The 14,380-nt window shown below is 42.0% G+C and carries 14 protein-coding genes; 9 read left to right on the top strand and 5 right to left on the bottom strand.

The genetic code is table 11. The features are described 5' to 3' along the window. Positions 1-8 precede the first annotated feature (8 nt). The 4 genes from CHJ_RS18270 (at position 9) to CHJ_RS18285 (ending at position 4,217) form a co-directional block, all read left to right on the top strand. Complete coding sequence (locus CHJ_RS18270) at positions 9-368, top strand: DUF2620 domain-containing protein (RefSeq protein ID WP_171751246.1); 360 nt, start codon at positions 9-11, stop codon at positions 366-368. 8 nt (positions 369-376) lie between these two features. Beyond that, positions 377-1,678: a YhfT family protein gene (locus CHJ_RS18275; protein WP_317918549.1), complete on the top strand. Its 1,302-nt coding sequence runs from the start codon at positions 377-379 to the stop codon at positions 1,676-1,678. Between the two features lie 138 nt (positions 1,679-1,816). After that, a complete protein-coding gene (locus tag CHJ_RS18280) occupies positions 1,817-2,983 on the top strand; it encodes a YhfX family PLP-dependent enzyme (protein ID WP_317919209.1) in 1,167 nt (388 codons plus the stop codon). Continuing rightward, positions 2,976-4,217: a phosphopentomutase gene (locus tag CHJ_RS18285; RefSeq protein ID WP_317918550.1), complete on the top strand. Its 1,242-nt coding sequence runs from the start codon at positions 2,976-2,978 to the stop codon at positions 4,215-4,217. Before CHJ_RS18280 ends, CHJ_RS18285 begins: the two co-directional genes overlap by 8 nt. Positions 4,218-4,232: 15 nt before the next feature. Here CHJ_RS18285 and rarD read toward each other — a convergent pair whose 3' ends face one another. The 4 genes from rarD to CHJ_RS18305 all read right to left on the bottom strand — a co-directional run bounded on the left by rarD (position 4,233) and on the right by CHJ_RS18305 (position 7,886). Continuing rightward, positions 4,233-5,147: an EamA family transporter RarD gene (rarD, locus tag CHJ_RS18290; RefSeq protein WP_317918551.1), complete on the bottom strand. Its 915-nt coding sequence runs from the start codon at positions 5,145-5,147 to the stop codon at positions 4,233-4,235. A 221-nt stretch (positions 5,148-5,368) separates the two neighbouring features. Further along, positions 5,369-6,733, bottom strand: a complete 1,365-nt coding sequence (locus CHJ_RS18295) for a sensor histidine kinase (RefSeq protein ID WP_317918552.1) — start codon at positions 6,731-6,733, stop codon at positions 5,369-5,371. Next, a complete protein-coding gene (locus tag CHJ_RS18300; protein WP_317918553.1) occupies positions 6,730-7,410 on the bottom strand; it encodes a response regulator transcription factor in 681 nt (226 codons plus the stop codon). Before CHJ_RS18300 ends, CHJ_RS18295 begins: the two co-directional genes overlap by 4 nt. Positions 7,411-7,517: 107 nt before the next feature. Further along, complete coding sequence (locus CHJ_RS18305; RefSeq protein ID WP_317918554.1) at positions 7,518-7,886, bottom strand: hypothetical protein; 369 nt, start codon at positions 7,884-7,886, stop codon at positions 7,518-7,520. Positions 7,887-8,103: 217 nt separating this feature from the next. On the opposite strand from CHJ_RS18305, the gene CHJ_RS18310 reads away from it, so the two are divergent. Both CHJ_RS18310 and CHJ_RS18315 read left to right on the top strand, forming a co-directional pair. Beyond that, the gene (locus tag CHJ_RS18310) at positions 8,104-8,439 is read left to right on the top strand and encodes a hypothetical protein (protein WP_171751239.1); all 336 of its coding nucleotides are present in this window, start codon (positions 8,104-8,106) and stop codon (positions 8,437-8,439) included. Between the two features lie 202 nt (positions 8,440-8,641). After that, entirely contained in the window at positions 8,642-9,307 is a 666-nt protein-coding gene (locus CHJ_RS18315) for an esterase/lipase family protein (RefSeq protein WP_171751238.1), read from the top strand. On the opposite strand, the gene CHJ_RS18320 is transcribed toward CHJ_RS18315, so the two are convergent. Beyond that, entirely contained in the window at positions 9,304-10,482 is a 1,179-nt protein-coding gene (locus tag CHJ_RS18320) for an MFS transporter (RefSeq protein WP_317918555.1), read from the bottom strand. The genes CHJ_RS18315 and CHJ_RS18320 overlap by 4 nt on opposite strands. A gap of 597 nt (positions 10,483-11,079) precedes the next feature. On the opposite strand from CHJ_RS18320, the gene CHJ_RS18325 reads away from it, so the two are divergent. The 3 genes from CHJ_RS18325 to CHJ_RS18335 are packed head-to-tail and all read left to right on the top strand — an operon-like array spanning position 11,080 to position 14,355. Next, positions 11,080-12,381 carry a hypothetical protein gene (locus CHJ_RS18325; protein ID WP_253821997.1) on the top strand — a complete coding sequence of 434 codons (1,302 nt, stop codon included), beginning with the start codon at positions 11,080-11,082 and terminating at the stop codon, positions 12,379-12,381. Positions 12,382-12,403: 22 nt separating this feature from the next. Then, positions 12,404-13,804, top strand: a complete 1,401-nt coding sequence (locus CHJ_RS18330) for an ImpA family type VI secretion system protein (RefSeq protein WP_317918556.1) — start codon at positions 12,404-12,406, stop codon at positions 13,802-13,804. A gap of 32 nt (positions 13,805-13,836) precedes the next feature. Further along, positions 13,837-14,355 carry an Hcp family type VI secretion system effector gene (locus CHJ_RS18335; protein ID WP_171751235.1) on the top strand — a complete coding sequence of 173 codons (519 nt, stop codon included), beginning with the start codon at positions 13,837-13,839 and terminating at the stop codon, positions 14,353-14,355. The last annotated feature ends 25 nt before the right edge of the window (positions 14,356-14,380 follow it).

Genomic DNA, 14,380 nt, shown 5'->3' on the forward strand with positions numbered 1-14,380 from the left:
GATAAATCATGAAAAAAATCGCTATCGCCGGTCTGCAAAGAGAGCAGATCAGAGATCAGTTAGAAGCAGCAGAACCGGGAGTATTTGAATGCCATATTTTGACGGATATGGATGCCGCATTAAAGGTGAAATCCGGAGAGGTGGATTACTTTATTGGCTGCTGTAATACCGGAGCGGGTGGAGCGCTTGCAATGGCCATTGCCATTATCGGTTTTGATCAATGTTGCACTATCGCTAAGCCCTCAATCCAAGCTAAACCAGAACAAGTTGCGCAATATATAGAAAGTGGATGCATTGCGTTTGGATTATCACTAGAACATGTTGAGCACGCGGTCCCTATGCTTGCTGGCATGCTCGCAGATAAATAGGAAACACCATGGATATTATGCATATAGGACTTGTTGCGGCTTTGTGCGCAATGACCGCGTTAATTGCCAATATGAGTGCGGCGGTATTTCATGATGGGATTCGCCCCGTTTTACCTCAACTGTTTGAAGGGAACATGACTCGCCGCGATGCAGGGTCTGTTGCTTTTGGTCTCTCTATTGGCTTTGTCGCTTCAGTTGGCATCTCATTTACTCTTTCTACTGGCTTACTCAATCCTTGGTTACTATTTTTGCCAACGGATATTTTGGGGGTAATGATTGGCAGCCGATGGCTGGCTGCGGCTGCGGGTGGTTTATGGGGAGTGTTGGTCGTCACTTCATTAGCGGCAGTCAATACGGTATTGACGGGTTTGCCTGTTGATGCGTTAGGAGCATTAGGTGAACTGGGTACACCGGTCATGTCTGCATTCGCTCTATTTCCGTTACTGGCTATCTTCTATCAATTTGGTTGGCGATCCGGTGCGATTGCCGCTGTTGTTATTCTGTTCTCACGTTTGATGGTGATAAAGTTTACTGGAATATACCCCGAATCGATCCAAATATTTGCTGGCATGCTGATGCTGGTGTTCTTTGCCATACGAAAAGATCTCTCTGACCGAAAACAGGGAATTGAAGCGCCCGATATGTCAGGACTGCACAGTTTGTTTGAAGAGCGGACCAAACGTATCGTCAAGCACCTGCCGTTTTTAGCCGTCACGGGCGCGCTGATTGCTGCGGTATCTAACGGGGGTATTTTTGCAGGTTCAGAGGTGTCGATTTACGCTCTGGCTGATGCGTATAAATTGACGGACCCAGCTGCGCATGATGCTGCGATGAAGCAGGTCGCTTTATCCGAATTTATGCGTGGTCTTGGCTTTATTCCTCTCATTGCGACCACTGCATTGGCTACCGGTGTATATGGTGTTGTGGGTATGACATTTGTATTTGTTGTGGGGTATTTGTCTCCTAACATACCTGTGGCGGCAGTTTTGGGTGCGATAACCATTTGTGTAGAAGTATTTTTGTTACGTGGTATTGGTCGATTCTTAGAACAATTCCCTTCAATTAGAAACGCGTCGGATAATATCCGAAATTCAATGAATACGTTAATGGAGTTTGCCTTATTAATTGGTGGTGTATTAGCCGTAATGAAAATGGGATCAACAACGGGGTTCACCATATTCGCAATGCTATTTTTCCTTAACGAAGTGATGGGACGACCTGTTCTGAAAATAGCGGCACCAGCGGTTGCTGCGATATTAACGGGAATAGTATTGAATGTTTTACATGTGGTTGGTTTATTCGCCATCTAATTATTAACGGTCACTAAAAAATAGCTAAGCTGACTTCAGTTTTAATTAACCACTAATACAACACGCTAATGTTCGTTATTAACTGTATGCGTCTTAACAGATGCGTAGGGTCAGCTTATGTCTAAAAAAGGGGAGAAAATGTTTTTAAATGCTTTAGAAAAGCAAAATCCCAATTTAATTAATGCCACAGTTTCGTTATTTAATCAGGGAGTATTGCTGCCGGATACAACGGTCATTGATGTGGACCAGTTTGTAGAAAATGCACAGCAGCTCAAACGAGTCGCTGACAAATATTCAATACGGCTTTACGCAATGACTAAGCAGTTTGGCAGGAACCCATTGCTTGCTCGGATATTGGTGGAGCAGTGCGGCTATGAAGGTATTGTATGTGTTGATTTTAAAGAAGCACGACGAATGGCGAGTCATGGTCTGCCCATCGCCAATGTTGGCCATTTAGTGCAACCACCCAGCCATACGGTCGATCTATTGGTGAACAAAATACAACCAGAAGTCATTACAGTATATAGCGTAGAGAAAGCGCAACAAATATCAAATGCCGCGTTAAAAGCAGGAAGGAAGCAGGGGCTGTTACTGAAATTTTTGCATAGTCGAGATCGTTTATACGTCAATCAAGAATCCGGCTTCTTATTATCCAATATTGATGATGTGGTGTCGAAGATAACAGCCATGCCGGGAGTGACGATTTCAGGGGTTACCCATTTCCCCTGCTTTTTATATGATGCGGCGCTTGGAACAACGCAGCCCACCTCTAATTTAACCACTCTTCTTGAGGCGAAGAAGCTGTTGAGTGACTTAGGTATAGAGTGCAGTCAGGTGAACGCTCCCTCTTCAACCTGTATAGAGACTTTACCGTTGCTTGCAAGCCATGGTTGTACACATGGTGAGCCGGGACATGCATTAACGGGCACCATGCCCGCCAACGCGGTTACTGAGCAAACTGAACGTATCGCCTCACTCTATTTAAGTGAGGTGTCTCATCATTATGCAAATAACAGTTATTGTTTTGGTGGTGGTTATTATCGCCGGGGCATGCTTGAAAATGCGCTGGTGTTTTCTGGTTCGCAGGCTAAACGTGTGTCAGTGTTCAATGATGATAGCAACGCCATAGATTATCATCTACGGCTGTCTGGCCTTCACCCTATTGGTGCGCCTGTCATTATGTCTTTTCGCACTCAAGTCTTTGTTACTCGTAGCGATGTGGCTCTCGTTCAAGGAGTTTCAAGTAACACCCCTACACTGCTCGGCTTATACGATGCATTAGGAAACGAGGTGTCAAATGGCTAAATTTGTGGTGGTGGTGCTGGATGGTTTTGGTGTCGGTGAAATGCCGGATGTCGCTCGTGTTAGGCCACAAGATTGTGGCTCAGATACGGCTGGAAAGCTGTTGGCACATTTCCCATTGAAGTCTTTACCCACTTTAGAAACATTAGGGTTACAGAATATTGTTGCTTGTCATCAGTCTAATATGAGGGTCAATCCAAAGGCGAACACTGGCAGATCCAATTTGGCTCATGAGGGGGGGGATACCTTTATGGGACATCAAGAAATTATGGGAACTTGCCCTAAACCGCCGCTGGTTCAACCATTTCAAGTCGCACTGGATAGGATTGAAAAACAGTTATTGCAACATGGCTATCGTGTTACTCGCCGTAATAAAGATGGCTTGTCTTTATTGGTGGTTAATGAAGGCGTTGTAATTGGTGACAATTTAGAAGCCGATTTAGGTCAAGTTTATAACCTTACTTGTAACTTTAATTTGGTCTCTTTTGAGCAGTTACTCTCTATGGCTGAACAAGTACGAAAGGCAAATTCCGTCAGCCGCAATATCGCTTTTGGTGGCAACATTACTTTTGATGGTAATCCGTTATCAATGGAGAGTATTTTTAACGCCATCGAGACCAAAAATAGCAGTGAAGGTGTTGCAAGGTATATTGGTGTTAACTCTCCTGATAGCGGTGTGTATGAGGACGGGTTTAAAGTGGCCCATTTAGGTTATGGTGTAGACGCCATGACTCAAGCGCCATGGCAATTGCACAAGGTCGGTGTTACGACTTGGTTGTATGGCAAGGTTGCAGATATTGTGCAGAACCCACACGGAAAATCCTATACCTCTATTGTTGATACCGATGAAGTGTTTCGTCTACTTCATCAAGACTTGCTCGTCGAACAGCACGGTTTTTTCTGCGCGAATGTTCAAGAAACGGACTTAGCAGGGCATCAACAAGATCCTAAGCAGTATTGGCGGGTATTGGAAAAGGCAGATAAAGGCATTGCGGGCATAATTGACCGACTGACCGAGCAAGATCTCTTGTTGGTGATGGCTGACCACGGCAATGATCCATTTATTGGTCATACTAAGCACACACGAGAACAAGTCCCGTTACTGGTGTATAAAAAAGGCGTTTCTAGTTTGGAATTGGGGCAGAGAGCAACCATGTCAGATGTTGGTGCGTCCGTGTGCCGCTTTTTTTCCGCTTCTCTGCCTGAGAGTGGTATTGCCATTGATGGATTAGTTTAAAGTCGCTGACGTTAGCTATCGACTCGCTCGAATTGCACTGTATTTTGCCCACAAACCACTTTTTACAAGTGTCGCTTCAAAGGTACAAAGAAATAACCCCAACCATATGCAAGCAAAGCTCACGAGCTTTGCTTGCTCAAACAGTTCACCAAAGATAAAGACAGCCAGCAAAAACTGTAAGCTAGGTTCAAGGTATTGAGTGAGACCTATCATGGTCAGAGTGGTTCTTTCTACAGCCATAGCAAACAAAACCAAAGGTAACAGCGTAACCGGTGCAGCACCTATATACCATGCGAGCTGTTGCCAATCACCGGAAGTTAATACAGAGTTCTGACCCTCTATACCAAACCAAATAACAACCAAAGCAAATGGGAGTAATGTGATTAGCTCAAAAAGAGTGGTCGTAATAGAGTCAAGGTTAATAAATTTCTTAATTAAGCCATACAAAGCAAATGCGCCAGCCATTACCAAAGAGAGCCATGGTAACTCACCATAATAGTAAACTTGATAGCCGATGCCGATGACCGACAGCAGTACCGCAACTCGTTGACCAAGTGACAGCCTATCTTTTAAAAACAGCACGCCGAGAATCACAGATAGAATAGGATTAATAAAATAGCCGAGACTCACCGCCAGTACATCGCCGTTGGTCAATGCCCATGTCATGCTATAGAGCGAAATAGTATTAATCGCTCCGGCGAAGAAGCAGAGTAAAAGGGTCTTTTTATCACCAAATACGGCCGTCACCTGTTTGAGAGATTTTGTGAAAAACAGAATAAGCAGCAACATTAGAGCGATTGAGACAACAATACGAATGGATAATAGCTCAATGACATCAGCTTGAGGGATGAACTGGAAATATAGTGGAATCAGCCCCCATAGAAAGAACGCGGAGATGGAGAATAGATTCCCGACAGCTGCTTTAGACATAGTGTTTTCTTACGTAAAAGGGTGAATAATGACGTTTCTTTTTGTTTTTAACTAAAGAAAGGCACTATGAGTTAGTATTGTTGACTATAAGATGAATAATACTGTTTAATTAGAGCATAACAGTGATCAAATTAGCAAAATTGAGGGGTTTTTACTATTTATTCGTCATTGCGTTTGTTTTTATAGTTAACATTAGTGACCTTTATTGAGGTGTTAAGAGACTAACAAGTTAGAGTGATCTGTACAGATAATCCTCTTTTTCCATTGGTTGTTCTATTTGTAATAGAGAGGGTTCCGCCCATTCTTTCTATCGCTGCGCGAACAAAGCTTAGCCCTAAGCCATTACCATTTGAATGGCGACTGCTGTCGCTTCGATAAAACTTATCGCAAAGCTTTTGTTGTTCTTGGCTATTTACCCCGCCACTCTGATCGGCAATAAACAGTGATACGGAACTATTTTTTTGCTCTGCGAAAATCTCAATTTGGGCATGCTTGGGGCTAAACTTACTGGCATTATCAACCACATTGCAGATAGCTTGAAATAGCAAATCAGCGCTTGCCAATACTTTAATATTGCCATCTATTTTGTAAGTGAGTACTTGCTCCTTTTCTTCAAGAACAGGTAAGTAAAGGTCAGTAACATCATTAACGATATCATTTAATGGTAGCCGGGTAAGCTTTGCGGACTCTCCATTTGACTCAAGTCGGTGGATTCTTAATAACAGATTAAAAGTGTTTAACAGTTTTCCTAACAAGACTTCTAGCTCAGCTAAATCCGGATGTTGTGCTGAAAGCAACTGAACCTTGTTGTACACCATAGTAAGAGGCGTGCGAAGGTCATGAGCAATGTTATTGGCTTGCTGTTTAGTCATGTCGACAGAGTGTTGTATATCCATCAACATTAAATTTAACTGTTCAATAGTCTCAGCAAGTGGGCCAGTTAAGTTATCGGCTGGAATGGTTTGAGTTAAATCATTAAGTTTTCGAATCACTTGGCTGGTTTGGTTTATATCGACTAAGCGTCGTTTGATTTTGTTGATCGCTAAGAGCGCAATTAAATAGCCTAATAATAGGATAGTGACAATGGTGTAGATTAATACATTAAACGAAGAGAACTGCTCTTGAAAATAATCAAGGTTTATAGATATGGTGAGTTGTTGCCAATAGTTTCCTGCGGGAAGTATGGTCGCAATTGTGGCAGAATGTTCCGTCGTCTCACCTTTGGTCAAGGTGTTAATCGTAAAATGATGATTTCGCTCTTCCTTGTTCTCTGGGATTGTTTTGTGATGCTTCTCTTTATTGCTGGTGCAACATGATAATGATTTGCTTGTCGTTGGTTTGGATAGTTGGTAGTCAAAAAGTGTTGCTGCATTCTGTTTGAGGTAGCGTCGAGTCAACGATGGACCTTCATTCGACCACTTGTTTTCAATAATGGTTAGTTGTGCATCGAGTAATGGCCGGGCGCTTTTTTCTAAAAACCAATCATTGAGATTTTGTTTAGCAAAGAACAAGAAAATGATGCTGATAACGATCAGCAATCCATATAGAGTTAGAAAACCACGAAAAGGGTCATTTAGCCATTTCATTTTCGTCGTTCCAGTATATAGCCGGCACCACGAACTGTGTGAAGAAGGGGATGTTCGCTATCGAGATCAATCTTTTTTCGTAACCGACTAATATGCACATCAATAACATTGGTTTGTGGGTCAAAATGATGATTCCAAACTCGTTCTAATAGCATGGTTCTGGTAATTACACGACCAGCATTGGTCATAAAATATTCTAGGATTTGAAACTCGCGAGTGTTCAATTGTATAGACTGTTTTGCTCGTGATGCTTTTCTTGAGAATAGATCCAGCGTTAGTGTATCTATTTGCAAAAGGTGATCGTCGTTATGTGAAGAAGTCACTCGACGAGATAAAATTTCTATTCGAGCTAATAATTCACTAAACGCGAATGGCTTAATAAGGTAGTCGTCACCGCCACTCCTTAGTCCTTCCACTCTCTCTTCGACACTATCTAATGCACTCAGTATTAGCACAGGTGTGTGTTTGCCAGATGCTCTTAACGCTTTAAGCATTTGTAAACCATCCATTTTTGGCATCATTCGATCAGTAATAATGACATCGTATTGATTTTGTATGGCATACAGCAAACCAGCTTGCCCATCTTGAGCGTTGTCGGTTTGGTGGCCCGCTTCAAGCAAACTTTGGCTGATAAATTGTGATTGATCGTTATTATCTTCAACTAACAGTACTTTCATATTGTTGCTGTTTGATCCAAAAGTGAATGAGATAAGGTGACTATAATCAGTCACCTTATATTTAGCTAGAGTCGCATGTGGATGATCGGTGCTGCATTGACTAATAATTAGCCATGTGTCCCAAATAAGTGCATACCGCTACCATCGTTATGTCTGTTCGTGTTATGACCTTTCTGTCGATCGCTATTGTGATGCCCTCTACTTTCATGGCTACGCTCGCCATTATGTGCATTATGGCCATTTACATCATGGTGTCGGTGGTAATCTGTATTCTCTTCTGCGTGAAACTGTTCAGCGGAAGAACGATCCGAACGTTGACAATTATTATTGTTGTTACAAAATTCCAGTACCTCTGGTTTTTTATCGACTTGTTCTGTTGTCACATCGGTTTTACTCTCTGAGGTTTCTGCTGTGCTGTATGCAGAAATAGAAAGCGCACCAATAATAATTGACGTAATAATGGCGATTTTTTTCATATTGTATTCTCTCTTTGCTTACTGGCGGTTTAGCGGTTGAAAGCAATATTAAAAGAGACGCTTAAATCTACTCTAAACGGAAGATTACAATTTGTTCATCTAAGCTATAGTCCGCGATCGAGATTAGAAAAATTATTAACATATTGTTTTTATTAACATATAAGTCGATAAGAATTAATGTGGTAAGGTAGAAAAAAGCGAAATAGTAGGGGTATTGATGGCGATTCTGTGGTTTGTTGCGTTATCCAACGGTTTGACATTATTGATGTTGCTTCTGATTGAGTGGCTAACAGATTGGTTCACTTTCGTGTTTGTTAATGACTATTTTTTCTATGCCGCTATCGCTCAGTGGTTGCTTGCTAGCTTCTTTATGGTGTCAGGAAAAGAGCGGCACTCGCTGAAAAATAGTCCTGATATTAGTACCAAAAAAGCAGCCTCAATGATCAGTAAGTTACCCCCTGTCCATTCATTATCATCATTATCTGATCGACGTTTAAGTGGGCATCTGCTGTTGTCCGGACTCGTTAGCATGGTAATCTGTTTTATCATATGAATTGTATGCAGATAATCTTGAAAGGGAATGCCATTCCTTCCATTATCTTTCTTGAACTGAACTTGTTGATGTTGCTCAGAATTCTGTATCTTGAGGTCACTTGAGTATAGTGATAACTCTCTAGCTTCCGCTGTTTCTATTTGGTGCTTCAGAGTGATCGTATTAAGGCATACAACACTTGGTAATTTGAAATGGTGAGCAGATGGCTGACGATAGAACAGAGCAAAACAATCGCCCCCAATATGTGGTGTTACTGCATGGTCTCGCTAGGACAAAACGTTCATTTAAACGGTTAGAAAATAGTTTAATTGAGCACGGTTACCAAGTGGTGAATGTTGGCTATCCATCCACCAAGATGCCAATAGAACAATTAGCTGACGAGGCAATCTCGAAGGCGCTAGCCCGTTGTCAGGATGCCGAACAGATTCACTTTGTCACGCATTCAATGGGGGGAATACTATTAAGACAGTATCTAAAGCAACACACTATGGAATCGTTAGCTAGGGTTGTGATGCTTGGGCCACCAAATCATGGTAGTGAAGTCGTTGACGTGTTGAAGAACGTTGTGGGTTTTAAATTTATTAATGGCCCTGCGGGTTTGCAGCTTGGCACCGACAGTCATAGCCTTGTAAAACAGCTAGGCCCAGCAACTTTTGAGCTAGGTGTAATTGCAGGAACACGCTCAGTTAATTTGCTGCTATCCACACTTCTACCACGTCCAAATGACGGTAAAGTCTCTGTTGAAAGCACTCGGTTAGAGGGAATGAGTCAGCATCTTCAGTTGCCAGTCACTCATTCGTTCATGATGCAAAATAGACAGGTTATCACTCACGTATTGCACTTTTTAAAACATGGTAGTTTTTCTTAGCTCACTTTAAATAACCTTGCTTCATTCCCTGGTTGAGGTATGGCCGGAACATTAAAAGAGAGCAGCAATGACACGATAGCCATAACCGCTCCTGCAATAAAGACCAGTGCAGGTGATGTTAACCAGACGACGCCAAAAATGACGGGAATAACTACCGCGGCAATATGATTAATGGTAAAACTGACTCCGGCAGTAGAAGCCATGTCTGCCGGATCAGCAATTTTTTGAAAGTAGGTTTTAATGGCCAGTGCTAAGGCAAAAAACAGATGGTCAATGACATACAAAGTGGCTGCCCATTCGGAGGACTCGACAAAGGCGTAACCAAGAAAAACAAAGAACAGTCCTGTGTACTCAAATATCAGCGCATTCCTTTCACCCACCTTGCCGATAAAACGACCGATCTTCTTCGCAAATAAAAAATTAAACAGGTAATTAATTAAGAAAAGTAGCGTGATATCGGCAACGGAATAGCCAAACTTTTCGACTAATAAAAAACCAGCAAATACGGTGAAAATCTGCCTTCTTGCACCACTCATAAAGGTCAATGCGTAATATAACCAGTAGCGTTTTCTCAGCACCAGTTTAGTTGTCTGCTCGGTATGGGATGAAAATTGAGGAAAAGCAAAAGCAGTGACAATCAACAGCATAAATCCGCTTCCGCCAGCAATCAGATAAATCCATTTATAGTCGAGATGAAACTGTTCCAGTAAAAGCCACAATATAGCGTAAGTGACAAGTGATGACATGGCACCAACAGAGATAAGTTGACCCAAGACTTCCGGCGCTTCGTCCTTAGTCAACCACTGCAATGACAGCGACTGTTTTAGTGTTTCAACATAATGAAATCCTATTGACATAATTAGCGTCGTCATTAGCAACCCAGAGAGGGATGGAAAGAATCCGGTGATGGCGACACCGAGAGTTAGGCTTGCGAGCGAGAGCATTAATAAGCGTTGTTCCCGGATAAAGCCTAGGACGAAAATGACGCTAAACGCCAAAAATCCCGGAATCTCACGTACGCTTTGTAGTAATCCTATATCTGCCCCATCAAATTGTGCCTTCTCAATAACAAAATTATTTAATAGCGCCATCCAGCTAGAAAATACCACTGGAACAATAATGGAAATAATGATCAGAAAATAATGTGGCGTTTTCCATGAACTCTGTTTTGACATTGGCTAAACCTGAATGGGAACAAATGGGAGGGAACGAAATGATTCTAGTTTACATCGAGTCCAATTGGAAGCAGAGAAGAGGACTGTATTTGCACTAAATCCTCATAAAAACATCATCGAGAATGGCATGGTTACCTTCACAAAAATGGCATATTTTAACATTTAGCATAAATGTTAAAGTTGTTAAACATCAATGAGTAACGAGAGAGTAAAAACTCTAATGTTTAGAATTGAGATATTAATATTTGAAAAATACGAATTATAAACAAGACTAATGAATATCCATTTATAATTTAGTTTTTTATTTAATTATCTAGGCAGAAATTAGCTGTGTCTATATAAGTGATTGATAATAAAGGGTCTGTTAATTTTGTAATGCGGCTTACAATTGTGTTCAATAATTTTTGTGAGCCAAGACATTTGCAAGTTAAATTAGTGACTTCTAAATTATAAAGTTGTGGTCTGAACAGTGTTATATAATTGATAAATACATTTACAATATTTATCAATTATAAGAAAGTATAAGAAAATAAGCAGAACTAAGTTTGACGAAATTAATATTTTGCACTACGCAAAATTTAAAATGGGGAATGCCTAATGCAATTTAAAGTTTATAAGCGTCGCGTGAAAGACACATTTTACGGAAAAACAACAGATACAGCAGTAGGTGTTCAGACTCAAGAAATGGCTGATGCAAGAATGGGTGCGATGTACATGCTTGCTAAAACGGATTATGTAAAAGTGCCATCGTTTTCTGCCGGTCACTTGTTTGATAATTTTGTTGTTGGCGCTGAGCCGCTTTCAGACTTAAAAAATGTCTCTATGGCTATCATCGATAAAACCGGTGTAGCGTCGAAAACCAAATCACTTATTGAAAAAAGCGAAACGGGTAAAAAACTCATTGAGACTGTCTCTGTCGTTGGAGAAGCCACTTCTGCTGTTATACAAAAAATCAAAACCTACATTTCAGAATTCTTTCGCGGCTTAGTAGAAAAAGCCAAGCTTGTTTATGGAGATGTGCTGGAAGACTTAGGCTGGTTTGCTGAATACGCGGGGTGGATGGTCGCTGAGTTTGCGGGCAATTTATCTTCCTTAATTCCAGGTTGGGGTTATGTTCAAAATGCGGTTGATATCTACTCAGGTGTTAAGCAAGCGATCTTCAAGTCAAAAGACCTGATTACTCAGATGTATGCAGGAAGAGGTGTTGAACTGTTAGGTGGTCATCCAAGTATCATTGCCAATGCGTTGGCACGTCACTCTGCAGTAGGTGTGGCTGGTGGACTTAAGAAAACTGCCATCGCGACGACAAAAATTGGTTTGGAGGCAGCAGGTGATGCATTTGCTGGTGTCGGCACACTAGTGAGCGCGTTATCAGGCATGCTAGAGCGCGTGGTTAACTTCTTTGATTACATGATTCAACGCAGTTTGGTACGAAAAGTACTGAAGAAAGCGCGCAAAGAGTGGGACAAACGTGGTTCAACGACCAGCATGCTGAATGATCATAAAACCTTCTCAGAATGGTTCCAAAGTGCCGTGGTAACTACCCCCATTATTGCCGCTCTCGTTATGGGTTCAGGATTTGTTGCACACCCAATGAAATTCCTCTCTTTAATGAGTAGCACAGAGATTGTTAGCCAAGCCGAATACAACAAAGGCGTAAATTATATCGATAAATTGAAAGATTTATCCGCTTCGTACGTTCAAGAATATACAGACGGTTATAGTGTTGAGTTTACCAGTGAAGATAAATTGGTAGCAGCACGGCTCAGTGAGCTAACGACAGGCAAAGGCATTCTTCATGGTGAAGAGTTTGTGGTGGAGTCGGTAACCCGAAATGGTTTAGGTGCAATAGCGACAACCGCAACCGCATTTATTACCCCAAGAGAAACCACAGTGTAATTAAAAAAGGCCATAAATAACTTTGCTATTTACTAAAGAAACTGCCAAGCAACTATTAGAGCCCATCTCAGATGATGAGCCGTGCGGAGTCTATCTTAAAGGGGATAGAAGCTTATATCGTCCACTGCGAAATGAGTTTAATGTTGCGTTAACTTCATTAAGAAAGTTAACGCAAAACCCCGATGCCAGTGAACTTGATACGCTGCACGATGAGAACATCGCCAACTGGACGGTGATCTCAGACAGTTTATTCACTGCCTTCTCGTCACAGTCTCGAGATATTGAGCTGATTGGTTGGATGTTAGCGTCACAGATTATTCTGGATGAGAGCTTAACCAGTTTTGCAATAGCAACGGACTGGTTTGCTCAGCTAACAAAACAAAATTGGGATGCCGTACAGCCAATTTTGCCTGAAAAGAAATTGAAATCTGAGACCGAACAAGGTCAGAAAAGTGAACGTTGCACCGCACAGCTAAATGCTTTTAACCAGTTGCTTGGAGAAAGTGAAGAGAGCAGTCTTCTTTACGCTCCGATTTTAATGATGCCTATTGTGGGGAAAATTACCTTCTTCCAGTATCAGAGTGCAGAAAGGAAAGGAGAGCTTGCTGCGCTGCGCACTGAAGCAATGCGTACCCTACAAGATGGTAGGGAAGTCATATTAGCCTTACTGAAAAATATTTCAGCCTCGGAAGCGGCTTTGCAAGAGTTGGCAAACACCAGCCGAAGAGAGGCGCAGCAACATGGTGCTTCTGCCCCTAATTTTCGAACCTTATTGCAGCTATTAGAAAAGGTTAAAAGCGCCATTACTCAACTTACCAATTTGAAGTTGGTGGAAAATGCTCAGCAGAGCGAAAGCAGTCATGTTGCTCAGCCAAATGAGCCTCAGCAGAGTCAACAACAAGCCACTGATAATGAGCAAGAGTCTAATACAGACGTCTATTCTCAACAGACGGTTTACTCTCAGCAGGAAATGCATATGGACCAAGGACATTCATTAGCCGATGTTGCCAGCACCAATAGTATGAATCGCGATAAAGCGTTTCATCAGTTGCGAGAGTTAGCGGAGTTTTTCCGGGTAAGTGAGCCGCACAGTCCTGTGTCGTTTCTTATCGAGAAAGCCATCCGTTGGGGTTACATGCCTTTGCCAGACTTGCTTAATGAACTATTAGCAGAGAAGCAGGGCAGTTCAGAACAGATATTTACAATGGCGGGGCTGGATCAGACAGAACAGACAACGCTGCCGACCATTGCTACTCGTCACACGACAAAAGAAAAAGGGTCTGCTGCAACACCTGCGGCAACTCATAGTGCCCTTGATATGGGGACTTCCACTGCATCTGCTAGCGCGTCTAGTGATGTGGATAGTACACAACAAAGTGAAACCAAGAAAACGTCCAGCTCATCATCGAGTTTGCGCTGGTAACTTTTCAACAACTAAAAGAGAGTAAGATCATTATGGCAAGTATTTATATGCGTATTGACGGTGTTGATGTTAAAGGCGGAGCGACAGTTGAAGGCCTGGACGGAACCGGTTGGTTTGCACTCAGCTCATACAGTTGGGGTGGTGTTCGTAACGTTGCTATGGATATTGGTAATGGCAACAATGCCGATTCCGGTATGGTTGCAATGAGCGAAGTTAACATTGCCAAGCAAGTTGATGGTGCATCAGAAGATTTGCTGTCTTTCCTATTCAACCCAGGTAAAGAAGGTAAAACCGTTGAGATTGCGTTTACTAAACCTGAACCAACAGGACAAGGCGCAATTGTTTATTTCCAAATTAAACTGAGCAACGCTCGTTTAGTCTCTTATAACGTTAGCGGTTCTGATGGTGCTCAACCATACGAAAGTGCAGCGTTATCATATGTAGAGATATCTCAGAAACACAACTACGAACTAGAAGGCGGTGAAGTGAAAGATGGTGGTATCGTTACGTATAACGTACCTCAAGCTAAGCTTCTGTCAGGCGCTAAGTAGTTCTAATCCCTGAGCTTAGCTAGTG

This window comes from Vibrio sp. MACH09 (assembly GCF_033238805.1).
Taxonomy (GTDB): domain Bacteria; phylum Pseudomonadota; class Gammaproteobacteria; order Enterobacterales; family Vibrionaceae; genus Vibrio.

Excerpts from the sequence above, each read along its gene's own strand:
- CHJ_RS18270 (WP_171751246.1), top strand. The coding sequence starts at position 9 with ATGAAAAAAATCGCTATCGCCGGTCTGCAAAGAGAGCAGATCAGAGAT.
- CHJ_RS18275 (WP_317918549.1), top strand. The coding sequence starts at position 377 with ATGGATATTATGCATATAGGACTTGTTGCGGCTTTGTGCGCAATGACC.
- CHJ_RS18280 (WP_317919209.1), top strand. The coding sequence starts at position 1,817 with ATGTTTTTAAATGCTTTAGAAAAGCAAAATCCCAATTTAATTAATGCC.
- CHJ_RS18285 (WP_317918550.1), top strand. The coding sequence starts at position 2,976 with ATGGCTAAATTTGTGGTGGTGGTGCTGGATGGTTTTGGTGTCGGTGAA.
- rarD (WP_317918551.1), bottom strand. The coding sequence starts at position 5,147 with ATGTCTAAAGCAGCTGTCGGGAATCTATTCTCCATCTCCGCGTTCTTT.
- CHJ_RS18295 (WP_317918552.1), bottom strand. The coding sequence starts at position 6,733 with ATGAAATGGCTAAATGACCCTTTTCGTGGTTTTCTAACTCTATATGGA.
- CHJ_RS18300 (WP_317918553.1), bottom strand. The coding sequence starts at position 7,410 with ATGAAAGTACTGTTAGTTGAAGATAATAACGATCAATCACAATTTATC.
- CHJ_RS18305 (WP_317918554.1), bottom strand. The coding sequence starts at position 7,886 with ATGAAAAAAATCGCCATTATTACGTCAATTATTATTGGTGCGCTTTCT.
- CHJ_RS18310 (WP_171751239.1), top strand. The coding sequence starts at position 8,104 with ATGGCGATTCTGTGGTTTGTTGCGTTATCCAACGGTTTGACATTATTG.
- CHJ_RS18315 (WP_171751238.1), top strand. The coding sequence starts at position 8,642 with ATGGCTGACGATAGAACAGAGCAAAACAATCGCCCCCAATATGTGGTG.
- CHJ_RS18320 (WP_317918555.1), bottom strand. The coding sequence starts at position 10,482 with ATGTCAAAACAGAGTTCATGGAAAACGCCACATTATTTTCTGATCATT.
- CHJ_RS18325 (WP_253821997.1), top strand. The coding sequence starts at position 11,080 with ATGCAATTTAAAGTTTATAAGCGTCGCGTGAAAGACACATTTTACGGA.
- CHJ_RS18335 (WP_171751235.1), top strand. The coding sequence starts at position 13,837 with ATGGCAAGTATTTATATGCGTATTGACGGTGTTGATGTTAAAGGCGGA.